Annotated in this window: 20 protein-coding genes, 1 tRNA gene and 1 pseudogene; 5 read left to right on the forward strand and 17 right to left on the reverse strand. The window is 54.7% G+C overall.

Annotated features, from left to right (window positions below; genetic code table 11):
- Window positions 1–15 precede the first annotated feature (15 nt).
- Window positions 16–1,638: an FAD-binding oxidoreductase gene (locus ACP3PW_RS16705; protein ID WP_426417875.1), complete on the reverse strand. Its 1,623-nt coding sequence runs from the start codon at window positions 1,636–1,638 to the stop codon at window positions 16–18.
- A gap of 126 nt (window positions 1,639–1,764) precedes the next feature.
- Here ACP3PW_RS16705 and ACP3PW_RS16710 point away from each other — a divergent pair, with 126 nt between their 5' ends.
- Entirely contained in the window at window positions 1,765–2,802 is a 1,038-nt protein-coding gene (locus ACP3PW_RS16710) for an AraC family transcriptional regulator (RefSeq protein ID WP_426417876.1), read from the forward strand.
- Here the strand turns inward: ACP3PW_RS16710 and ACP3PW_RS16715 are convergent.
- Window positions 2,777–3,661: a cation diffusion facilitator family transporter gene (locus ACP3PW_RS16715; protein WP_426417877.1), complete on the reverse strand. Its 885-nt coding sequence runs from the start codon at window positions 3,659–3,661 to the stop codon at window positions 2,777–2,779. The two genes, ACP3PW_RS16710 and ACP3PW_RS16715, sit on opposite strands and share 26 nt — an antisense overlap.
- Before the next feature lie 178 nt (window positions 3,662–3,839).
- Here ACP3PW_RS16715 and ACP3PW_RS16720 point away from each other — a divergent pair, with 178 nt between their 5' ends.
- The gene (locus ACP3PW_RS16720) at window positions 3,840–5,345 is read left to right on the forward strand and encodes a cobyric acid synthase (protein ID WP_426417878.1); all 1,506 of its coding nucleotides are present in this window, start codon (window positions 3,840–3,842) and stop codon (window positions 5,343–5,345) included.
- Here ACP3PW_RS16720 and cobS read toward each other — a convergent pair.
- From cobS to ACP3PW_RS16750, 6 genes are all read right to left on the reverse strand, one after another.
- Window positions 5,293–6,060: an adenosylcobinamide-GDP ribazoletransferase gene (gene cobS, locus ACP3PW_RS16725; RefSeq protein ID WP_426417879.1), complete on the reverse strand. Its 768-nt coding sequence runs from the start codon at window positions 6,058–6,060 to the stop codon at window positions 5,293–5,295. The two genes, ACP3PW_RS16720 and cobS, sit on opposite strands and share 53 nt — an antisense overlap.
- A 2-nt stretch (window positions 6,061–6,062) precedes the next feature.
- Window positions 6,063–6,686, reverse strand: coding sequence for a histidine phosphatase family protein (locus ACP3PW_RS16730; protein ID WP_426417880.1), 624 nt, complete (start codon window positions 6,684–6,686; stop codon window positions 6,063–6,065).
- On the reverse strand, window positions 6,676–7,737 hold the full coding sequence (gene cobT, locus ACP3PW_RS16735) for a nicotinate-nucleotide--dimethylbenzimidazole phosphoribosyltransferase (RefSeq protein ID WP_426417881.1): 1,062 nt from the start codon (window positions 7,735–7,737) through the stop codon (window positions 6,676–6,678). The genes ACP3PW_RS16730 and cobT overlap by 11 nt, the downstream gene beginning before the upstream one ends.
- A 23-nt stretch (window positions 7,738–7,760) precedes the next feature.
- The gene (gene cobU, locus ACP3PW_RS16740; protein ID WP_426417882.1) at window positions 7,761–8,276 is read right to left on the reverse strand and encodes a bifunctional adenosylcobinamide kinase/adenosylcobinamide-phosphate guanylyltransferase; all 516 of its coding nucleotides are present in this window, start codon (window positions 8,274–8,276) and stop codon (window positions 7,761–7,763) included.
- A complete protein-coding gene (locus ACP3PW_RS16745) occupies window positions 8,269–8,532 on the reverse strand; it encodes a glutaredoxin family protein (RefSeq protein WP_426417883.1) in 264 nt (87 codons plus the stop codon). The genes cobU and ACP3PW_RS16745 overlap by 8 nt, the downstream gene beginning before the upstream one ends.
- 92 nt (window positions 8,533–8,624) lie before the next feature.
- Window positions 8,625–9,779: a DUF5610 domain-containing protein gene (locus ACP3PW_RS16750; RefSeq protein WP_426417884.1), complete on the reverse strand. Its 1,155-nt coding sequence runs from the start codon at window positions 9,777–9,779 to the stop codon at window positions 8,625–8,627.
- A 137-nt stretch (window positions 9,780–9,916) separates the two neighbouring features.
- Here ACP3PW_RS16750 and ACP3PW_RS16755 point away from each other — a divergent pair.
- Both ACP3PW_RS16755 and ACP3PW_RS16760 read left to right on the forward strand, forming a co-directional pair.
- Window positions 9,917–10,099 (forward strand): annotated as a pseudogene (locus ACP3PW_RS16755) (J domain-containing protein); the annotation flags it as partial.
- A gap of 309 nt (window positions 10,100–10,408) precedes the next feature.
- The gene (locus ACP3PW_RS16760) at window positions 10,409–11,479 is read left to right on the forward strand and encodes a hypothetical protein (protein WP_426417897.1); all 1,071 of its coding nucleotides are present in this window, start codon (window positions 10,409–10,411) and stop codon (window positions 11,477–11,479) included.
- Window positions 11,480–11,484: 5 nt separating this feature from the next.
- Here the strand turns inward: ACP3PW_RS16760 and pepN are convergent, their stop codons facing one another.
- From pepN to ACP3PW_RS16800, 8 genes are all read right to left on the reverse strand, one after another.
- Complete coding sequence (gene pepN, locus ACP3PW_RS16765) at window positions 11,485–14,118, reverse strand: aminopeptidase N (protein ID WP_426417885.1); 2,634 nt, start codon at window positions 14,116–14,118, stop codon at window positions 11,485–11,487.
- A gap of 6 nt (window positions 14,119–14,124) precedes the next feature.
- Window positions 14,125–14,961 carry a DUF2797 domain-containing protein gene (locus tag ACP3PW_RS16770; RefSeq protein WP_426417886.1) on the reverse strand — a complete coding sequence of 279 codons (837 nt, stop codon included), beginning with the start codon at window positions 14,959–14,961 and terminating at the stop codon, window positions 14,125–14,127.
- Between the two features lie 3 nt (window positions 14,962–14,964).
- Window positions 14,965–15,240, reverse strand: coding sequence for a YeaC family protein (locus ACP3PW_RS16775; RefSeq protein ID WP_426417887.1), 276 nt, complete (start codon window positions 15,238–15,240; stop codon window positions 14,965–14,967).
- Complete coding sequence (locus ACP3PW_RS16780) at window positions 15,240–16,124, reverse strand: rhomboid family intramembrane serine protease (RefSeq protein ID WP_426417888.1); 885 nt, start codon at window positions 16,122–16,124, stop codon at window positions 15,240–15,242. The genes ACP3PW_RS16775 and ACP3PW_RS16780 overlap by 1 nt, the downstream gene beginning before the upstream one ends.
- The gene (locus ACP3PW_RS16785) at window positions 16,111–17,121 is read right to left on the reverse strand and encodes a metallophosphoesterase (protein ID WP_426417889.1); all 1,011 of its coding nucleotides are present in this window, start codon (window positions 17,119–17,121) and stop codon (window positions 16,111–16,113) included. Before ACP3PW_RS16785 ends, ACP3PW_RS16780 begins: the two co-directional genes overlap by 14 nt.
- A 2-nt stretch (window positions 17,122–17,123) precedes the next feature.
- Entirely contained in the window at window positions 17,124–18,005 is an 882-nt protein-coding gene (locus ACP3PW_RS16790; RefSeq protein WP_426417890.1) for an NAD(+) kinase, read from the reverse strand.
- A gap of 75 nt (window positions 18,006–18,080) precedes the next feature.
- Window positions 18,081–19,523: a hypothetical protein gene (locus tag ACP3PW_RS16795; RefSeq protein WP_426417891.1), complete on the reverse strand. Its 1,443-nt coding sequence runs from the start codon at window positions 19,521–19,523 to the stop codon at window positions 18,081–18,083.
- A gap of 239 nt (window positions 19,524–19,762) precedes the next feature.
- Window positions 19,763–21,802, reverse strand: a complete 2,040-nt coding sequence (locus ACP3PW_RS16800) for an FAD-dependent oxidoreductase (RefSeq protein ID WP_426417892.1) — start codon at window positions 21,800–21,802, stop codon at window positions 19,763–19,765.
- Between the two features lie 155 nt (window positions 21,803–21,957).
- On the opposite strand from ACP3PW_RS16800, the gene ACP3PW_RS16805 reads away from it, so the two are divergent.
- Complete coding sequence (locus ACP3PW_RS16805; RefSeq protein ID WP_426417893.1) at window positions 21,958–22,971, forward strand: AraC family transcriptional regulator; 1,014 nt, start codon at window positions 21,958–21,960, stop codon at window positions 22,969–22,971.
- A 361-nt stretch (window positions 22,972–23,332) separates the two neighbouring features.
- Here ACP3PW_RS16805 and ACP3PW_RS16810 read toward each other — a convergent pair.
- A tRNA-Asp gene (locus ACP3PW_RS16810) sits at window positions 23,333–23,409 on the reverse strand.

Raw genomic sequence — 23,409 nt, forward strand, 5'->3', positions numbered from 1 at the left:
TGTCTATAAGGGTGCTTAATCATTCAGCAGTGTACCGGGGTTTAGCTGCTGCTTCTCGTCAAACAGGCCACAGATCTGCCCCATCCTCTCCATCGCATATTCGCCTTTTTCTATCTTAAGGTAGGGGGCGTGATCTTTACCCACTCCGTGCTGATGGCTGATGGTTCCCCCAAGTTCCACCACGACCCGAGAGGCTTTCGCCTTTAGCGTTTGCCACCGTTCCAGCGTAGCCTGCGGGTCCGGTCCAGCCCTGAACAGATAGGTGGTATAGATACTGGATCCCTGCGGGTACACATGAGACAGGTGGGAAAACACATGTACCGACTCCTTATCCTGTTCCAGCGCTGCCGAGAGGGTCTTTTCAATGGCCTCCATCAGCGGGGAGACGTTGCTCCAGGGCGTGCAGGTTTCAAGGGTGTCCACCATATACCCGTGGTGCCACAGGGATTCACGCAGATAGGGAAACCGGAACCGACCATGACGCCAACGTTTACCCAGTATCGAGCCCACATAAACACCTTCCGCCCGACGTATGAGGGAACGGATTTGACGGTGGGCGCTGCGGTGTTGCGGCTTGCTACCGGTAATCCCAAAGGTCAGCATGGTCGCTCCCTCCTTGCCTCCTTCGCCGACCCGATTACCCCGCAGGCGCAGATAACCTTCCAGCAGGGAGATCGCTTTGGCATGGCCGGCGAGGCGTAACTGGGTATAGGTCTCCAGTGGATTACTCAGACGCAGCATCGATAAACCGATACGCTGTTGCGCCGCCTGTTTAACCACGGCTACGCCCTGCTCCCAGTCAGGAAGGAAGGCCACATAGAAACCCTCTTTCTCTGGCAAGGGACTAATACGCACATCGATCTCCGACAGGATACCTATACGACCTTCCGACCCCATAACCAGCTCGCGGAGATCCATGCCCGCAGCGGAGGCAGGAATGGGTGCTATCTCGAGGCAGCCATCAAAGGATTCCAGTTTGCCTCCCGCAAAGAGTTGCTCGATACGCCCATAGTGCAATGACTGTTGCCCACTGGAACGGCTGGCGACCCAGCCTCCCAGGGTTGAGAGTTCAAAGGACTGTGGGTAATGGCCCAGGGTGAAGTTCTGGCCGCGCAACTGTGACTCCAGCGCAGGACCCGCCACACCGGCGCCAAAGGTGGCAATCTGGCTCTGTTTATCGATCGCAATAAGCCGATTCATACGCCCCATATCCACGGTTACGATGGGTAACCCATCATCACGAGGATTGATGTGTCCGGCAACACTGGTGCCGCCACCGTAGGGGATGAGGGTATATCGCTTTGATCGGGCCAGCACCATTAACTCGACCACCTGCTGACGGTTTTCTGGAAAGGCCACTGCGTCAGGAAAACAGCCATAACTACCGCATTTCATCGCTATCCAGTCGGGCAGGCTTTGTCCCCGAGCGTGCCGCACCCGCTGTTCGGGAGAGGTGTCCAGCAACGGATGCCCTTCGACACGGCTGGCCGGGACCTGTTTGACCACCTCCTCGAGGGTGACCCCGGGCAGTGCCTTTGCCTGCCCAATATGTTGATTCAAAAACGCCAGCGCTTCCCCTGGCAGGGGGTAATCGGTATCGGGGTGACCCCATCCATTCCATCGACGTGTTTCGCTCACACATTACTCCATAAGGGTTTGTTTACTATTGCGAGTGCCGCCCTATACTAGTCTGCTGCTATTTTCTGGGTCAGTGGCGGATTGGGACATCAATCTCTCCAATAGGGTCAACGCAAGGGAGGTTTAATGAGTAGGTTAGGCAAGGTATCGATCGCAGCTGTGCAGCAATACTTGCTCCACGCCGAAACTTGCAGTATCGACACGGCTGCGGTCCTTGAGTCTGTTGAACTCCCCCAAAGCAAGTTAGCCGACAGTAGTCAGCGTATCACTGGGGAGCAGTTTCAGCAGCTAATCAAAGCCCTGCTTAAGCATTCAGATGATCCGCTGTTTGGCCTCCACTGTGCGCGTCATGTTCAACCCGGTTCCTACAGCGTATTGGGATACATTAGCATGAACTGTGAGACCCTGGGGGCTGCAATCCGCCGAATAGTCCCCTATGAAAAATTGATAGGCGACATGGGTACCTCCAGCGTCGAATATTACAAGGATCACAGCGTCCTCCATTGGCAATGCCACTATGATGACCCCGAGGTGGTCAGCCAGATGGTGGACAACTGTCTCGCCTCATGGCTCGCTTACGGTCGCTGGATAACGGACGGGAAAGGCTCGCCTTTAAAAGTTACCTTACAACGCCCTGCCCCTTCCGAAGAGCAGGAACAGGAATATAGAAACACCTTTGGCTGTCCGGTCCATTTCGATCAAACCCATAACGCGCTATTTCTTAAAAATGCACATCTCCACCTCCCCCTTCGCCAGCCAGACCGGCAGCTGCTACTGACCCTCGAAGAGCACGCTAAGGCACTGATCAGTGAACTCGACGGCGAGCAAAAACTCGCGTTAAGAGTGCGCTACGCCCTAAAACAACAGATACGCAATGGTATACCCCGCAAAGATTCGATCGCAGCACAGCTGGCAATGACACCCAGGACGATGCAGCGCAAACTGCGGCAGGAAAATAACAGCTATCAACAGATTCTGGATCAATTACGACAGGAAACCGCCGAACACTTTCTGTTAGAAACAACCCTGCCGGTTACCGAAATCGCCCTACGGTTGGGCTTTAGCGAGCCCCGCTCGTTTCACCGCAGTTTCAAGCAATGGTGCAGCGTAACGCCAGGCGAGTACCGCAATAACAAAGCTATACCGGATCCTGGTGAATCGTGACATCGGCCCCGGGAAAGCGATCCATGATAAGCACCATGACCGCCTCTGCGATATCGTGGGCTTGGTGCAACGTCAACGAGCCATCCATCTCAATATCAATCTGAATAATCGGGGTCGTCCCACTGCGCCGTGTGCGCAGGTCATGCAGCCCCTGTACGCCAGCCACACTCAACGCCAGGCTCTCGATCTCTACAAGCTGTTCCGATGGTAACTGGCGGTCCATAAGAAGATCAAAACTCTCCATCACGATCTCCCTAACCCCATAGAGCATATAAACCGCTATGCCGATGGCCACCCAGGCATCCATCGATTTATAGCCCAGATAGGAGAGAACCAGCGCCACCAACACCGACGCATTGGTCAGCAGGTCCATTCGGTAGTGCAACGCGTCGGCTTTGATGGTGACAGAACCGGTGTGTCGCACGACATAGCCCTGGTATAAAACAAGTGCGCCGGTGAGGACTATGGAGAACAGAATTACCCATATACCAATCTGCTCATTATTCAGCTCGCTTCGGCTACGCAGATCATCAATGGCATGAAAGATAAGGAATATAGCCGAGCCACAAATAAAGGCGGTTTGTACCAGTGCGGCCAGGGACTCGGCCTTACCGTGCCCAAACTGATGATCGTCGTCGGCGGGTTTGAGGGAGTAGCGTACAGCGAAAAGATTAACCAGTGATGCCATGGCATCCAACATAGAGTCCACCAGGGACGCCAGAACGCTGACACTCCCGGTAAATAACCAGGCCACCAGTTTTGCCAATATAAGGGTAAAAGCGGTAATCACAGAGGCGAGGGAAGCTCTGCGCATCAGCTGACCACGTTTAAGTGGATCGAAATTCTTGTCTGTATCCAAGGTCTACTCAGGTTCCGTTGTGGTAGAGGTTTTGTGAGCAGCGGATGAAAACGGCGACGTTAACGCCAGCCAACAACTTCCTGCCCAAGAGCCCCATATAATGCCTGAGACAACGGAGTGTTATCAAACCCCCTGGGCGGGCATAATGCGCCTTCCAACTCTCAGGATTTCTATACCTATGCCAGCCATTAGCCTGATGATACAGGGCACGACCTCCAACGCAGGAAAGAGTACGTTGGTTGCCGGTTTGTGCCGTGTGTTGGCTCGCCGGGGTTTGGGGGTCGCGCCCTTTAAGCCGCAAAACATGGCGTTAAACAGCGCAGTTACCGATGACGGCGGAGAGATCGGCAGGGCTCAGGCACTTCAGGCCCAGGCCTGCAAGTTGTCGCCCCATACGGATATGAATCCGGTGCTGATCAAGCCCAACAGCGATTGCGGATCGCAAATTATCGTACAGGGCAAAGTCGCGGCTGAACTCAATGCCGGAGACTACCATCGTTATAAGCCGGTCGCCATGAAAGCGGTACTGGAATCTTACCAGCGGCTGGTTCAACAGTATGAGGTAGTCTTGATCGAGGGCGCGGGAAGTCCTGCAGAGATCAATTTACGCGATGGTGATATCGCAAATATGGGGTTTGCCGAGGCGGTCGACTGCCCGGTCATCATCATTGCAGACATCGATCCTGGGGGAGTATTCGCCCACATAGTCGGAACCCAGGAACTCCTGAGTGAAAGTGAACGTCAGCGTACGCTGGGTTACATCATCAATCGCTTTCGGGGCGATTACGAACTTCTAAAACCGGGCATTGAGTGGCTGCAACAGCGTACCGCGAAGCCTGTTTACGCGACCCTGCCCTACCTTCACGGACTCCACCTCGATGCGGAGGATGCGGTGAATCCGGTTCAAACGGTTGATAGCGATCACCCCATGCGAGTGGTTATACCTCGCCTTCCCCGGATCAGTAACCATACGGATTTCGATCCCCTGCGACAGCACCCTGGGATCGATCTCTGCTTCGTGCATCAGGGAGAGGTGCCCCCCCCTGCCGACCTTATTATACTGCCCGGCAGCAAAAGCGTGCGCGGGGATCTCGCGTGGTTGCGTGAAAATGGCTGGCCATCGGTTATCGACCGTCACTTACGATACGGTGGCAGGTTGCTCGGTATATGCGGGGGCTACCAGATGTTAGGCAACACCATAGGGGATGTACTGGGGATAGAAGGTACCGCAGGGAGCAGCGACGGTCTCGGCTATCTTCCCCTCGCCACCGAGCTCGCGCGCACCAAACAGCTCAGCCGGACGAGTGCGCAATTATTACTCGCAGGCGAACCCGTGCAACTGGATGGATATGAGATCCACTCGGGTATCACAAAAAAGACAAGCGCAATCAAGCCGATGCTGGACAGTTCCCAGGGACGGGATACCGGCGCAGTCTCCGATGACGAGCAGATAGCAGGCTGTTACCTGCATGGTCTATTTGATCACCCCCAAGCCATCGAACGGCTATTCCAGTGGGTTACGGGGGAATCTGTTCAGGGGCTCGATATCAACCAGATCCGGGAGCAGCAACTGGAACGGCTGGCCGACCTGCTAGAGACACAGCTGGATATTGATGCACTACTGGTCGAGATCAACCAATTTGCGGAGCAAATACCGCAGCCACCAGTACCGTCGTCTCGATAACTTCAATGAGTGCCCCGGCGGTATCGCCGGTTGTGCCACCGATCCTTATTAGCATCAGGCGCCGGCACGCCCAGAACACCACAGTAACGGCGATCAGCAGCAAACCTGCCTGTAGTCCAAACAGCCCAAGACACCCGACCAGGACGATGAGGCTGATGCCCCATAACTCTCCACCCCGGCAATGGCTCGAAAAACACCCACCCAACCCAGTGGGGCGCACATAAGGGGTTGTAGCAAACAACAACAGCATACTGGTCCGTGCCCAAAGTGGAGCGATAAGCAACGCTACATATTGCTGGTTTAAGAGCAGGTGCTGCAATGCGGTTAACTTCAGCAGCAAGACCAGCGCGACGGCTACCAGCGCTCCGGTCCCGGCATGGGTGTCCTTCATAATTGCAATGGTACGCTCCCGGTCCCCACCACCCAGCCAGGCGTCCGCGCTGTCTCCAAGACCATCGAGATGAAGCGCCCCACTGAGCATTGCCCAAATCAGCAGCACCAGCGCACTCACAACAAAGCTTTCGGTGACTGAAACGCTCATAGGTAGCAGGTGATCCAATAGAACAGCTATCGATACCAGCACGACCCCGTAAAGTAGACCCACCACCGGGTACCAGAGCAACGCACGGCCAACGGCCCTTTCACTCACCCTGTCTATGCCGTTTATTGGAATACGGGTTAGAAACTGAAGCGCCAACTTTAGTGAATCAAGCATCGTTAATATCCGGTGACCCCATAGCGTTCAACCTGGAACCAATCATCCTTCCCCTCTTGGTGGTAGATTTTGATCCGGCACAGGCTTCCATGGGCAATCATTATTGTGCGCCATGCGCTGGATTCGCAACCCAGCAGAGCCATAAGGTACGCCCGAATAAGCCCACTGTGGGTCACCATCAATATGTTACTGCCTCGATGAGACTCCAGAATACTGGCCACGAACCTTGTCATGCGCAGTTGCAACGCCTCAAGGGTTTCAGCGCCCTTCGGCGGGTATCGCAAAGGCTCGGCCCAGAAGCGCGCCAACCCCTGAGGGTCCTCGTTCTCTACATCCGTCACCGACCGTCCCTCCCAAACCCCAAGACTCCCTTCGACTAAAAGCTCGGTTTGCTGGCACTCAACACCATGGACGGCAGCCCAATGTTCGGCAAATCCTGAGCAGCGCGAGAGAGGAGAGGTCAGCGCCAGATCATAACCTGGCGCAACCGCTGAAAGGGTTGTTTCCATCTGCTCCCACCCGCACTCGCTTAGGGGGTTGTCACTGATACCATAAAAACCGGGGGGCCAGCTGCAATGACCGTGGCGTAACAGATCAATCGTCGTGACAGAACACTCAGCCGGCATTACTAACCGCAGCCTCGGCAAAGGTCGCCATATTGTTGTGCAGCGCGCACGCGTTTCTAATCAATGGGGTTGCCACTGCCGCACCGCTGCCCTCCCCCAGGCGCATCTGCAACTGTAGCAGGGGTTCCAGCTCCAGCGCCTCGAGCACTACCCGGTGTCCGGGCTCAGCAGACACATGGCCTGCAAACGCCCAGTGAGCGGTTCCGGGCGCCAGACGCTCAGCGCATAGGAACGCCGCCGTACTGATAAAGCCGTCTACAAGGATCGGTACCCCAAGCTGCGCGCAGCGCATGTAAGCACCGGCCATGGCCGCAATCTCGAACCCTCCCACACATTGCAAGACCTCAAATGCATCCTTGAGATCGGCACCCTGTGCACGATGAAAGGCCAACGCCGTTTCGATAATCTCCGTTTTGCGGGCAAGGTGTTCGGCGTCGATTCCGGTGCCGGGTCCTACCAGATCGGCTGGAGTTCGATCGAGAAGAGAGGCGGAAATTGCGGTCGCCGAGCTGGTATTGCCGATCCCCATCTCGCCTGCAATAAATAGCTCACAGCCAGCCTTGCCTATGCTGTCCACCTGTTCTGCACCTGCTGCCAACGCTTGCAGCAGTTGGGGTTCGGTCATCGCCCTGTGTTGATCGAAGCTCAATGTTCCTGCGGATACGGTGCGATCGATAACACCCGGGATACTCAAAGGGGAGGAGCAGGTCCCCATATCAACAACCTCAAGATCGGCACCGATCTCACTAGCAAGCACACTGATAGCGGCCCCACCCTGACAGAAATTCGCTACCATCTGCACGGTAACCTCCTGGGGGAACGCGGAAACTCCCTTGCGAGCAATTCCGTGATCAGCTGCGAACAAGCGGATAGAAACCGAATCCACCGAGGGTTTCTCTCGTTCCTGCATCGCAGCCAGGCGGCAGGCAATCCTCTCCAGGGCACCCAGGGACCCTGCCGGCTTGGTTAACTGGGCCTGCCGATCACCGGCATCTTTAAAGTGGATATCATTGGGGGGTGTTATCGACTTACGAAACCAAAAATCCTGCATTACTTTTCCCTTTTTCCTTAGTCCTATTTGATTTGCTGAACGATTCCCGCGATGCTCAGCCACACGCTGTCAGCTCTCTCGGCCAGGCGTTGGTTTAGAAGCCCCAACTGATCGACAAAATCCCTGCTCAACTCCCCGGCAGGAAGCACCCCAAACCCCACCTCACTGGAGACAACGACAAGCTCTTTTTCGGTAGCGGAACACACCTCCATAAATGAGAGGATCTCCCGTTCGAGCAGGTGACGATCGTTTGTGAGTAACAGGTTGGTAAGCCACACGCCCACGCAGTCAACCAGTAGGGAGTTGGCATTGCATTGGGTAATGGCAGTCGCCAGTTGAAGGGGTTCTTCGAGCACTAACCAATCGCTTGGACGCCGCTGTCGATGCATCGCGATACGCTGCGAAAACTCAGGGTCGTCCCTATGAAATGAGTTTGAGGCCGTAGCAAGATAGCCTCGGGGTTCTTTGCAGAGTTGCAGGCGTTTTTCAGCAAACTGGCTCTTGCCACTGCGCACCCCTCCCAGAACCAGATCAAGCATTGTCCAGTTCTCCTAAGGAGCGGTTAAGAAATTCAACAGCCTGCATTTCATCAAAGGGCCATCCCAACTCTCCCTGAGCCCCCTCAAGCTTGATAACCGGGATACGGATACCGTAACGCTCGATCATCTCATCGCTGTCGGCGATATCAACCAGCAATAGCTGTAGATTGTTCACCTCAATCGTCGGGCGTAGTAGCTCCAGCGCCTGCTCGCACAGGTGGCATCCACTGGTGGTGTACAATACAAGCGTCAACATCAGGCTACGGACCGGTTAGAAAGTGGGCCCAGTTTACCTGATTTATGCTGTTTTCGGCGCGTCCAAACTACTGAAAATAAGTCATCGTGGCTTTAGATCGACTCAAGTAGCCAGTCGTTAAGCTCTCGATGCCCGGCCAGCTGCTGCTGTAGTAATTCGGGAGTTGCCCTTAGCCGGTCCTCGAAATCCAAAAGTTGCTGCAACAGCTCTCGGGGTGCTTCGAAACGACTCGCCTCTTTCAATGCCTGTTGTAGATCGTTTGCGTACTCGGCCAGCTCCCGAATACCCGCGCCCTTATCTGCCGAATCACCCATCTGTGACTGATACTGCTCGATCGCGGTATAGGTCTTGGTTTGACTGAGGTCCAGCTCAAAGCTATTGATCTGACGACTGTCGAATCCCAGGGAAAGCGCCTTGCTAAACGCTTCGTCGAGGTTTCCATTAAAAAAGGAATCGCTCAGATCATTAACTTGGGACAGCAGGGCATCAATGGCTTTCAGCTCCTCCTCATTTAGATCCCCCTGCACCTCGAAAGCGAAAGATCCTCGTTGGTAGGCGGCGCTGGCAAAAGCTGAAACAGACTGACTCTCCCCCTCCCCCGACTCGATGCCCTGATAGGATCCCTGCCCATAGCCAGCAGCCCCGGCGGCATTGATCGTTACACGATCACCCTCGGCGGTGGTCAATTCAAACTCGAAGCTACGGGATACCTGAATGGCCTCTGCAGAAAAATAGGTTTGTACGGCCTCAGGGCTTATTTGAGGCTGCGTAGGGACCGGCGCGATCATTTCATTGCGCATGGCCTCGGCCTGCTGGGTAAACAGGTCGAAGGTAGTATCGATATCGGTAGCGATCTGCCCTTGTAGAACCCCCATTTGCTGTAATATTTCCTGGGCCTCAGCAAATCCGTCCGCCACTGCCTGCACGCCAATATCGTAGAGTTCCTGTAAACGATCATCACTAGCACCTGCAGTACGCTCGCGCTCCATGTGGCTGCGGATGTGGTTTGTCAATTTGTCCGCCACCTTGTCAGGCGAGTAAGGGTTATCAAAAACCACCGGTTCGCTGGCTGGCACCCGCTGCAGATGCTTGCGCAGGGCACCGTTAAGGGTTTCCATTCCCTGCTTCCCGCTTTGATCGCCGGCGTTGCCGCCGGGCTGGAGTGGGAACGTCAGGTTCCCGGGATGGCGTTCACGCAATGAGGGGGCATTAAAAAGCGCGGCGTTTGTAAATTGGGACAGGTTCATGATGATTACCAGATGAGGGGTTACACTAAGCAGGGTTATCGGCCGTAGCTGACCGCGCTTTAGTCTACCGCTATACTCTTTCAGATTAAGCTAATCGCTATTAATTCCATTCGACACACCTGAGAGTCAAGCTGGCCATGGAGCGACACACAGAAGGCCTTTACAAGCTATTTGGGCTGGCCCCTGGCGCATCACCGGAAGAGCTGCGCCAGGCGTACAAAAGGCGCGCTCGACTCCTTCACCCTGATAAGAACCCCGACCGGGACACCACAGAACAGTTTAAACGCCTACAGGATGCCTATAAGCGAATCAACGACCATCTCAATCGCGCAGGGCTACTACCACCTGAGCCCGGGCTAAATCCCGCAACGGTACGGGTTGGGGAACCATCGCCGCGGTCAACGGAAACTCCCCCCACGGCCGAGCCTCCAGCGGCAGACCCCCGCCTTAACCGCAGTCGACTACAAAAAGCCTACCGCGAAGAGAGCAACGGGGGTAACCCCGTTAACGGGCAAGCACCGAGCCCGGGCACAACAGGCGCCCCCCGTTCCCTAAAAGCCCCCAAGTGCCAAGGCTGCGGGGTTACGGACAGTTCGCTGCGCTGTCGAGAGGTTACCAAGGTAACAGGGATGATAATAACCACCGTCAGCAACTGCCACCGCAGCGATCTCTGCCGCTCCTGCGGGTTACGCGCGACCCTGGCAGCAAATTTACACAACCTGGTATTCGGATGGTGGTCCCTGGGCGGACTCCTGCGTACGCCGGGCGCACTCATTAACAATGCCCGTGGTGGCAAGCTGGAAAGTGAAAGCAACGCCATACTGCTGTACCGACTTGCCAGCCACGAACTACAAACCAATCACAACACCAGCGCACTTGCCCTGCTGGACCAAGCTCGAAACCTGACTCAGAACGCCTCCCTCGTCGATCGAATTGAGCGTCTGTTGAAGCGACTGGGAAATCCGAGCACCAGAGCCGCCAGCGTTCAAGGCTCCGCGCCAAACTTTCTGTTTTACCACGCATTAATGATCCTGTTACCTGCGATCGCTGTGGTTCTGCTGCTCAATCCCCACTGGTTGCTTCGGGCCGCCACAGTACCCGCACCCATTGGGGCGGGCGAGCCGGTGACTATCTCCCCATTTCACCGCCCCCTCTATGGGGAGGAGCGTTTGGGACAACATTACAGTCTTGGGCTTGTGGATCTTCACCAGGAGGCAGCAGTGGAGAGTCGCGTGCTTACCCGAATACCCGTATACCATCAGGTCAGGGTCGAATCAGTTGCAGATTCGGTCTGGCTCAAAGTGTCCAGCGGCATGCACAGCGGGTATGTGAGGGAAGCAGAAATGGGTTTTGGCGATGCAACGATTGCTCGCAAGGAGCAGTGTAATAAGTACCCACAGCCCCGCCCTTTTGATGGTGAAATCCTTAAAGGCATACCCGGCGAGGCATCCTTGGGTATCGTCAATGAAAAAAGCGAGGACGCTATGCTGCAGTTTTATAACGGCAAAACACCCTTGCTGAGTCTCTACCTGCGGGGTGAAAGCACGCTGGAATTCAACCGCTTACCCGCCCAGGCCACAGATCTGCGGGTAACCCACGGGACTTTTTACAATGCCAGCTGCGGAGTTTTTACTCGCATTAACGGTAGCAAACGGTATCGCTTGACCCTGTTTGGAACGAATCAAGCGATTAGCCTGTAGCGGGCCTATTGCAAACTTTTACTGACCACCTCGTAGAGATCCGCTGAGAGGGTCTGGGCAAAAATTCGCTGCAGCTGCTCAAGCATCTTCTGCTGGCGTGCCACTGGATATTTGCGCCAGCGAGTCAACGGTATGATTAAACGTGCCGCAATCTGCGGGTTACGCTTATCGAGTTCGATAACCTGATCTGCGAGGAAACGGTACCCCTCACCCTCCCCACCGTGAAATCCGGTAGTGTTTTGCGAACAAAAGACCCCGATTAAGGAGCGCAATTTATTGGGATTCCCGCTATCAAAGGCGTCGTGCTGGATCAGGGCTTTCACCCGCGCAAGTGCACCCTTCCGCTGGCAGGATGCCTGAACAGATAGCCATAATTCAATGACTTGCGGATCATTTTTAAATTTATTATAGAATTCGTTCAGGCTGTTTGCGGAGCGCGCCTCCGCCGCTTCACGCTCACTGTGCACTAAAACGGCCAATGCTCGAAAGCGGTCGGTCATATTGTTGGCCAGGTGATACTGCTGTTCGGCCAGTTCAATACCACGATCCGAGGCCCGGGCCAGATAAGCGAGAGCGGCATTCTTTAAGCTTCTACAACCCATATGAGACGCACTGGGTTGGTACTCCCCTTCCAACTGGCTCAGTTGATAAAGTCGCTCAAACTCGGGCTCAAAGGCCGCCGATAGATGGTTTGCCAGAGCTTCACGGGCAGCATGATTGGCTTCTACTTCAACCACATCAGAGATCTCCGCCAGATAGGCTTCCGCCGGCAACACCAACATCGATTCCAGCGCCGCATGATCCGTCACCGGGGCATTAAGAAGCTGGCTAAACGCTGCGGTCAAGATCCTGTCGACCTCCATTGGCGTGCCGCTAAGATAGTGCTTCGCCATGCGTTGCAACACGCGCACGCACAATTGCTGGCACGCATCCCAACGATTGAAACCATCGCTGTCATTAGCCATCAAAAACGCCAACTGGGCATCGCTGTACTCATAGCTAAGTTTTACCGGGGCAGAGAAACCCCGCAGCAGTGAGGGGACCGGACGCGCTGTGACGCCTTCAAAGGTGAAGTTCTGCTGTGTCTGCGTCAGATTCAACAAGCGCGTTGTTTCAGGCAACACGTTGGCGCCAGAGTCGTCCAGTAGGCCAACGGCTATCGGTATATGAAGTGGCTGCTTCTCCTTCTGCCCCGGGGTTGAAGGACAGCTTTGAGTAAAACTGAGGGTATAGCTGTTTGCCTCTGGGTCGTAACGGTCAGTGACCTCAACCCTGGGTGTACCCGCTTGCTCATACCAGCGACGAAACTGGCCCAGGTCGACACCACTGGCCTCCTCCATCGCACTGACGAACTCCTCAACCGTTGCGGCCTGACCATCGTGGCGCTCGAAATAGAGATCACTGCCCTTGCGAAACGCATCCGCCCCGAGCAGATGGTGAATCATCCGCACGACTTCCGCTCCCTTTTCATAGACAGTCAGGGTATAGAAGTTCGAAATTTCCATATAGGCTTCCGGTCGGACCGGATGGGCCATGGGTCCTGCATCCTCCGCGAACTGTGCGGTTCTGAGCAGACTGACATCCTCGATCCGCTTGACCGAGCGTGAATTCATGTCCGCAGAAAACTCGGCATCGCGAAAGACAGTAAAGCCCTCCTTTAGGCTCAGCTGAAACCAATCGCGGCAGGTGACCCGGTTACCCGACCAGTTATGAAAATACTCATGGGCAACGATCGCCTCAATGCGTTGAAAACTGCTGTCTGTTGCCGTATCGGGGCTTGCCAACACGCACGATGAGTTAAAAATATTGAGGCCCTTGTTTTCCATCGCCCCCATATTGAAATGATCAACAGCGACGATCATAAAAATATCAAGGTCGTATTCACGCCCATAAACCTCTTCATCCCAGCGCATGGCACGCTTGAGAGAGTCAATAGCATGATCGCACTTTCCAATATTGCGGGGTTCGGTAAAGAGTTGCAGGGTAACGGCGCGACCACTGCGGGTCACAAACTGATCACTCACATGCTGGAGATCGCCGCCAACCAGGGCAAATAGGTACGCGGGCTTGGGAAAGGGGTCGTGCCACTGCACCCAATGACGCCCACTATCGAGGTCACCACGGCCCGTTTCGTTGCCGTTACTGAGCAAGATCGGATACCGCTCCTTATCCGCGTTAATACGACAACTGAACACCGACATTACGTCGGGGCGATCAAGGTAGTAGGTGATTTTACGAAACCCCTCTGCCTCACACTGGGTGCAGAACATTCCGTTGGATTTGTAAAGTCCTTCCAATGAAGTGTTGTTTTGGGGCTCTATTGTGCAGCGGGTGCGAAGCTCAAACAAAGGCGCTGGCGCAGTTACCCTGAGACCATCTTGCAGGCACTGATAACGGGCTTCAGCGGCGGTTTCACCATCGATCCAAACCGCCTCCAGCTTGAGGTCAACACCCTGCAATTCCAACGCGGGCAGTGGCTTGTCCGCGCTGTATTGAGCTTCATTGAGGCGAACATGCAACGTCGCCTCTACGGTACTGCTGTCTTCGTCCAAGGTGATCTCCAGCTCGGTACGGTCGATCCAGTACGCAGGCTCTCGATAATCCTTTAGGTAGATGGTTTTGGGCTGGGCATCTTTCATTCGGGTTTAATCCTGTTCCACACTGAGGCCGACCTTGTAGCCGGAATATTTACGGACATTGAGCACGCCGGTATCAAACAGCAAGTACTGCCCCTTGACCCCTTCAAGCACACCACTAACTGAGGGGTCCTTATCGAGATTAAAGGCTTTAACTTTGAGTGGATGACGGCTAACCGGGTATTGGAATTCGAATGGCTCTGCACCATCGAGGCGTACCATGCGCTGAATACCCTGTTCCCGCTCCAGTTCGGCTAGCGACTCCCCGCAAAGGCTGAATAATCTTTGGGCTTCTTCGCGCAGGTTAAGCGGTTGGGGCGCGCCTTTGAGCATCGCCTGCCAACTGGTGCGGTCGCTGACATGTTGCTTGAAAATCACCTCAACCAGACCGGATAGACGCCGATTCGATACCCTGAATATGGGCAACGCCTGGGTTGCCCCCTGATCTATCCAGCGCACAGGCACCTGGGATATGCGGGTAATGCCCACTTTAAGCGACGATGAGTTCGCCAGATACACGATATGATCGTGCATGCAGACCTCCTGTGCCCAGCCTTCATCGCGGCAGGTGCCAGCGTCGAAGTGACAGGTTTCAGGTTTCATCATACAGCTGTCGCATTGGGGCAGGTCACGAAAACAGGGGTAGCAATAACCCTGACCAAAACTTTTTTTACTGGGACGCCCGCATCCCTGGCAAATCACCTGCTGCAGATACTCCAAGCGCAGATGACGGCCGATCATTGAGTTAATATCGAGCCGCTGGTCCCCCAAAAGCAAACGATAGGACACAGGAGAGCCGTGCTCGCTCTCCATTTTGGTCAGCGTGCCTTCAAATTGATAACTCACTGCTCAGTGCCGGGTGAAATTCAGGGGTTGAGGTTCAAGCTCTTTAATCTGCTTCTCCAGGGATTTGCACTGCTGCTCCATATAGCCTGAGTGCTGCTCTTCAGGCAGGTTCGACTTCTCCCAGGCGATCATCGCCTGCATACACTGCAGCCGCTGCTCGGAGGTTAGTTTTCGTCCGTTGGGCCATTTCCCCAGCTCTACTGCGCGACGCAGGTTTTGGTAAACTTCAGGGGTGATGCTCCCCAGCAACTGCTCAAACGTCATGCCATCCGCACTCATCAGGACTCCTCTCTCATTCTCTGTTGGCGGCGGGAGTAACCGTATATCCCGCCTAACACGCACCCACTTACCAGGCCTGCGGTATGGGCCGCGTTTGCTATAGCGCCGAAGCCTACCACTTCAAGTATTCCGGTAAAACAGACTAGTAACCATCCCACCATAAAGCCGATCACTGCACGTGGCTGCGCCAACCCCGCCGAAGGAAGATAGTAGCTGTAGATCCAGCAAAATCCGAGCAGGCCATAAACCACTCCGGAAAACCCGCCGAACAACGGGTGATCTATTGAAAATAGATACTGGGTTAGGTTGGATGTAATGCCGATCACCACCACAAGCAGCAGCAGAAACAGGCCTCCCCGATACTGCTCGATTCGCCCGCCCAAAATAAGCAGCCAAAGCATATTGAAGACCAGGTGCAGGCCCGAAAAATGAAGAAAAACCGGGGTTAAAAATCGCCACCACTGTCCCGCATCCAGGCTTTGTGAGAGCGGTAAAAAATAGGGGTAACCGGCCACTAATTCGAAATCACTAAAGCTAAGCCAATGCACCCATGCAGGGTCAGCACCAAAGCGTGACAATATTGCCACCCCCGCCGTTAGCGCGATCAAGGCAATGGTAACAGGGTGCTTGATCAGCATCCCAAATACGCCGGAGCTATCGATATCAAGGGTGGGTTGCTGCCCTCCCTCGGTTTCGAGTTCACCTCGCTCAAACGCTTCTAGCGCTGTTTTCGCAAAATCAACTGCGCTTTCGTCAGCGAGCCATAGCACCTGCTGACCCGCCTCTTCGGAGATACGATGAGCAATACCCGCCCGCCATAGCCAGCGAGAATATTCGGTCAGATCTTTCCCTGCATCGGTACAAAGCGCCCTAATCATCGGCATCACTCTCACGCTCAGGGAGCCCCGGTTCCTGGGGATCAACCTCGACCCAGACAAACTTGCTATCACAAAGCTGCTGCTCTCCATCCATGCGGTAGGCCACCAGTTTTCCATATTTGACCGCGCTGTAATCAAGGCAGGCGATGTTAGGGGTCAGCGTACGGGGAATCCCCGAGCGCCAGTAGTGACCGATAAAGAGCGGCTTTTGTTCCGCCCCATAATGAAACAACCGGGCTTTCTCCTCCTCGCTCATCTGGCGATGGGCAATGGGTTCGGGCAAGGGGTCTGGCTGAAACACTACATCGTTATAGGTTTGGGGGTTGTCGCCCCAGAAGTGAGCACGAAAAAAATGACGTACAAAACCGTCGCGGCTGGTAACCTGCAGGCCATCGGGTAAACGAATATCGAGCCCCCGTGTTAACCGGTCCATCACGCGGCCAGGTAATGTCGACTTGTCGACCGATTCGACAAGTCGCGCGTCATCAAGCTGGTTGCAGCCATAGTGCTGGAGATAGTCGTCAATCAGGCGAGGATCCCAACAGGCGTGTACGACCCGAAACTGCTCCAGCTCAAGAAACAGCGGCAAGGTAAGAAACCACTCCAGCATCTGCTCCCACTCATCGGGATACGCTTGGTACTGATCCAGGGTTTCAGCAATCAGGCGCAGGTGGCGGGGATTGTGCTCACGCAAAAAAGTCACTTCATTGGTGTGAACGTTTTTGACGGCGGTGCAGTAACAGAGTGCATTGTATTCGTGATTACCCATCAAAAGGGTGCCATGGCCTGCGTCGACCATCGCCTTAACCAGACGCAATGCCTCTGGAATTCGAGGCCCACGGTCAATGATATCGCCGACAAAAATCGCGTGGCGCGTCGGGTGCCGCGCCCCCTCATCAATGTCGCGATAACCCAGGCGCTCGAGCAGTAACCGTAAAGTCAGCGCGCACCCGTGTACGTCACCTATTAGATCGAAACCCTGAGCTTCCTCGAGAGATGCCATAACTAGTTCCCAGGCCTGCTACTCCAGCCCAGCTTGGATCGGCAAATTTCGTAGAAATTGTGGTTAAGGGGGTGAATCAGCTTCAATTTATGGGGCTTTTTATGGATGGTGACGGTGTCACCGGGCTGGGTAGTGATAATTTCCTGGCCATCACAATTAACCTGCGGGAAAACCTCATTGTCCGCGCCAATCACAATCTTGATTTCGCTATTACCATCTACCACGATCGGCCGGCTACTCAACGTATGGGGAAACATGGGAACCAGTACCATGGCATCAAGCTTGGGATGCATAATCGGCCCCCCTGCCGACAAGGCATAGGCGGTCGAACCCGTTGGGCTCGCTACAATCATTCCGTCAGAGCGTTGGCTATAAACGAACTGCCCCTCGATATAGAGTTCGAACTCGATCATTCGAGCTGACTTACCAGGATTGAGCACCACATCATTCAGTGCCGCCCCTTGCCCGGTGGGTTCGCCATTTCGTTTTACCTGCACCTCAAGCAGGAAACGACTCTCCATAATGTAACGCCCGTCGAGCACCTCACCGATCAGGGTGTCGATCTCATCGGGTGAGATATCGGTGAGAAAGCCAAGCCGACCCCGGTTAACGCCCAGCACCGGTACATTGCTACGGGCCAATGCCCGGGCAGCACCCAAGAGGCTTCCGTCGCCCCCTACCACGATGACCAGATCACAAACCTCTCCCAGCATTTTATAACTGCCACTTTGGAGATTGCGATCAGGAAGGACTCCGGTCAGGCTTTGTTCGAGGATGATATTGAGATCGCGCTTATCGAGAAACTCGAGCAACCGATTAAGGGTGTCAACGACCTCTGAACCGCCAAGCCGTCCGATGATCCCAACGTTTCTGAACTGTTCCATAATACCGCGCGCTTGATGTAAAGCGTCATTATAACCAAATGCGTCATTGGTTGGTGTAGATATCGAGAAAAGCCGCTAACGCTGCTGCCTAGCGGCTTTCACGACTTCGACAGCACTCATACCCCGATGCTTTTCACAGTGGTTTGAGTGACCTTCGGTATACATCCCGGGGGAATCGACGCGATCAAGGCGAGTACCACAGCGACTGCCATCGGCTGTGCGGGCATCACAGTTCGGTGATTCGTAATGTCGCAGCCATTGATTGTAGATCTCCTCGGAGACGAAACATTTGCCGGACACATAGGACATCGTGTGATTCATATACTTGGGAATATCCCGCAGCGGAATCGTAATGTGCCCTACACCGGGGTGATAGGCGACAAATACAACACCTTTATGGGAAAGGTCTTCCAGTACATCTTCAGATTGTCGCAGGCTATATTCTTCAACCTTGGCTCTTAACTCCTCCAGCTCCTCTTGCATCTGGCCATCGAGCTCATTTCTATAGGCCATCTCAACATCCCGAACCTCGACCTGCTCTTGCAGCTCCGCTGTCGCGGCCTGCAAGCGCTCTGCCATTTCAGCCTCGTATTGTGCCTTGAGACTGGCAATATCCTGCCCCTCGTCGTGCTCAATATTTTGTAACTGACGGGTAAGCTCTTCTCGACTGCGGCGAAACTCGTCGAGTTGCTGCTTCATGGTTTGCTTCAGGGTAGTGTTCTGGCGTTGCTGAGCCTCCATCTCGGTACGTTGAGACTCCAACTCTGCTTTGAGCTTTTCTTGCTGCTGCTGAAATAAGCGATTCCTCTGAACCATCTCCTCTTTGAATCGGTTTTTGAGCGTGGCGATCTGCAACCGCTGCTGCTTGATCAGATTAGCGACTTTATTCCGGTGGGCGGCCTGAAACTTTTTGGAGAGCCGGTTTTCAAGCTCGCCTTCATCCACGGCCGCCTGAGCCGGGGCTGGCTCTTCAAAATCAAGGGCTGCATCCAGCGTCGGAACGTCGTCATCGAGCATCGGGGGTTCTGACAACGTAGGTGCGGTGATCGAGGCGACCGGTACGGGCGGAACATAGGATCGATCAATCAGGATGCCCAGGCTATTGGACTCGGCTGCACGCTTGAGGCTATGAAGATGATTGGCATCAGGACTCATATCCGGATCCCACATCTGCGCCTGATGCCAGCTAACAGGGCACTGGCTTCGACAAGCCAGCTTGATGGGGCCGGCACCCAGGTCCGGGCCCAGCCCTGCAGCGTAGACAAGGTGCTGCAGGGGAATATTCCAATCCTTGTCTGCGTTCCCCTGCTCATCAAAGTCGATAGTAAAAAGTACCGCCGCCCTGATCATCAACTGGCCGTCTATTTCAACAAACGCCGCATTGACCAACTGATTGCGAAAGTCACTAATTGTTACTACGCCATCAAGCACCGCCTCGAACTCGGGGTACATCATCTCCTTGACCACATGGTTCTGGTCAAAAAACATGACGGCTTCTGTGATGGTACCCTGACCCATTGGGTGACTCCTTTTACCCTGACGTTGACCGGAAAGCCCTAGCAAGCTCATCCAAATGAGACCACTATTCAACGGCTAACTATACATCAGGCGCTGGAAACCAGCCATAAAACAGGTGGAACGAGAAGCAATTTGCATCCCGCCCCATCCCGGGAAGTCCCCAGTGTAGAACACCCAAATAAAAACGTCGTGACGCGGTTATCACACCACCAAAAAATTCCGAGCCTCGCCAGACGGTGTTAAAGGGTAGCCACCAATCGTGCGCCCCGGTCTATCGCACGTTTAGCATCAAGTTCAGCGGCAACTTCTGCTCCTCCGATCAGGTGCAGCGATAGTCCGCTATGTTCGAGATCATCGTACAGCTCCCGTAGTGAGTCCTGGCCTGCGCAAACCACAACCGAATCCACAGGCAGCAGCCGAGACTCTTCGCCTACCTTAATATGCAGCCCCTGATCATCAATTTTTTCGTATGAAACGCTGTTCAGCATATGAACACCGCGTTTCTTCAGGTTGGTGCGATGAATCCAGCCCGTCGTCTTACCCAGCTTCTGACCCACTTTGCTGCTTTTCCGTTGTAGCAGATAGACCTCACGTGCGGCGGACTCAAACTCAGGTTTAACACCCACCACCCCGCCACGCATGGAAAAGTCGGGATCGATACCCCACTCTTTAAGAAAGGCGGCTTTATTCAGGCTGGTAGATTCCCCCTTGTGTACCAGTAACTCGCTGACATCAAAACCGATGCCCCCGGCTCCGACCACAGCAACGGTTTCCCCCACGGGTTTTCTACCGAGAATCGCATCCAGATAACCCACCACCTTGGGGTGATCGATACCTTCGATAGCGGGAGTACGTGGTTGAATACCTGTTGAGATAATCACTTCATCGTAGCCGCCCTCGCGCAGCATCTCCGCCGTAACCCGGGTATTTAGATGCAGCTCAACGCCCTGAATCTCAATCTGACGTTTGAAATAGCGCAGAGTTTCAGAGAACTCCTCCTTACCCGGAATACGTTTGGCGACATTGAACTGGCCTCCAATCTCAGCGGCGGCATCGAACAGTGTCACACGGTGACCACGCTCTGCGGCGATAGTCGAGGCAGCGAGCCCCGCTGGACCCGCACCGACGACAGCGATGCGCTTGGCCTTGCCGGATTCAACTTTGGGGTAGTTCAGCAGCGTCTCATTGCACGCACGGGGATTGACCAGGCAGGAGGTCAACTTTCCTGAAAAGGTGTGATCGAGGCAAGCCTGGTTGCAACCGATACAGGTGTTGATCTCATCTTCACGCCCTTGCTCGGATTTAGCTACCAGATCGGCATCCGCAAGGAATGGGCGAGCCATCGACACCATATCCGCCTCACCAGAGGCTAGAACCTCCTCCGCAACGGAGGGCATATTGATACGGTTAGTGGTGACCAAAGGAATCGATACTTGCCCCTTGAGCTTACCGGTCACACCGCTAAATGCGGCGCGCGGCACCGAAGTGGCGATGGTCGGGATACGCGCTTCGTGCCAACCAATACCCGTATTGATAATAGTAACCCCGGCTTTCTCCAGCTCTTTGGCGAGTAGAACGATCTCATCCCAGGTGCTGCCCCCTTCAACCAGATCCAACATTGAGAGCCGATAGATGATAATAAACTGCTCACCGACCGCTGCGCGCACCCGGCGGATAATCTCCAGAGGTAGCCGAATACGGTTCTCGTAGCTACCGCCCCAGCGGTCTTCACGCTGATTTACCTGCTTGGCAATAAACTGGTTAATAAAGTAGCCTTCCGAGCCCATCACCTCGACACCGTCATAGCCCGCCCGCTGGGCGAGCTGGGCACAACGTGCGAAATCCTCGATCTGCTGCTCGACCTCGGCATCGGTCAGCTCATGGGGTTTGAAAGGGTTAATCGGTGCCTGCACCGCTGACGGAGCGATGCTTTTGGGGTTATAGGCATAACGGCCAGCGTGAAGGATCTGCATACAGATCTTGCCGCCTTCCCGGTGCACCGCCTCAGTAATCACCTTGTGCTTATCGGATTCCGCCTCGGTATCCATCTTCGCAGCACCCATTGCCACCGAACCCTCGGCGTTGGGGCCAATCCCCCCGGTGACGATAAGGCCCACCCCGCCGCGCGCCCGCTCTGCGTAAAACACCGCAAGACGCTCAAATCCGTTGGGGGACTCCTCCAGGCCGGTGTGCATGGATCCCATTAGTACCCGGTTACGCAGGGTAGTAAAACCAAGATCGAGGGGTGCTAACATGTGAGGGTACTGATTGGCAGGCATTGATATCTCCTTTTAGAATCGGTCTGGGAATAGTGGTTCCTGCTTTATAGCAGAAGCGGTCGCTTCCCGTTGTCGAACACCATAGAATGTGTCCCGTAAGCACTCAATGACCGAATCAAACAAAATACTGACCCAACTTTGCAGACACCTTCGCAATGAAGCTAGGCGATATTACCCCTCACCACATCGACGCCCTTGTTGCGGCCATTCGCTCCTTTGACGAAGACCCCACCCCCCTACTGGCCCAATACCAGATAGACGAGGCGCTGATGGCCGACCCCAACGCTCGCATCAGCATCCCGCGCTTAATGCACATGGGGCACTCAGCCATTGCCTTGACCGGCCACCCTGAACTTGGGCTCGAAATGGGTCGTTGCTCAAACATTCAAAACCTTGGTTTACCGGGATTGACGGCAATGGCAGCACCGGACCTGCGCACAGCGATGGAGGCTATTAGTCGATATGAGCCACTCAGCAGCGTTAATATCCGCGGGCAATCCAGTTATCACGAAGACACCTCAGGCCTGCTGCGCTTCTATTCCATCGCCCCCTACAACGACTACAACCGTTTCGTTGTCGACTCAGTGCTCTCTATGTGGCAACACCTGCTGCAGTGGCTAAGCGGTAGCAGCGGCCTGGTCCAGCGCGTCGATATCGAGTTTGATGCCCCCGCCTATCGCGAGCATTACACGACCTACTTCGATTGCGAAGTCGCCTTTGGCCAACCCTACAACCAGCTGCGGATCGCAAAAGCTGATCTGGACACCCCGCTTTTATTCGGCAATGCCACTAATTTCAGCTACCTCAGCGACCTCTGCGAACAAAAGCTGGTGCAGATGCAAAAGGGCCAAACCCTCCGGGCGAAGGTTTCGGAAATTCTGGCCAGCGCCCTCCACGGAAACCAGCCAAGCATCGCCGACATCGCAACACAGCTGGCCATACCAAGTTGGACACTACGCCGAAAACTACAAGAGGAGGGGGTAACCTTTCAACAGATCCTGGGGGAAACCAAGCGCGACCTTGCACTCATCTATGTGCAGGATACCGCCCTTAGCCTGGGGGAAATTTCCTACTTACTCGGTTTCTCCTCACCGGAGGCCTTTCAGCGGGCGTTCAAGCGCTGGACCGACAGAACGCCTGGCGATTATCGACGCCAGCGCGCCCAATAGAGAGAGGGCTAAAGCTCCTCCGCATCCTCGCTATGGTCATCATGGTGATCGCGATATTTCTGCTCAAGTATATCTTCCTGATAATCGTCCATTGTCATTGCCTCCAGTACGCTTCACCCCAATGTGAAGCATCGACAGAGCCATCATAACGGGGATTTATTACGATAAAGTGACGACAAGGGCGCGATAAAAAGTGGACCAGCAGAACGCATCAAGGCCTGTGCAGGGGGGCGGCACCATAAAGCCGAAAACTCTCAACCCACTAGAGGTGGGCTATTTCGAATCCCTCCCCCGCTGGGGAACTGTATTAAGCGGCGGGACAACAAAAAAAGCCCTTATCAAACGATAAGGGCTTTTTAAGTGGCGGAGCGGACGGGACTCGAACCCGCGACCCCCGGCGTGACAGGCCGGTATTCTAACCAACTGAACTACCGCTCC

This window comes from Aestuariirhabdus sp. LZHN29 (genome assembly GCF_049985285.1).
Lineage (GTDB): Bacteria > Pseudomonadota > Gammaproteobacteria > Pseudomonadales > Aestuariirhabdaceae > Aestuariirhabdus.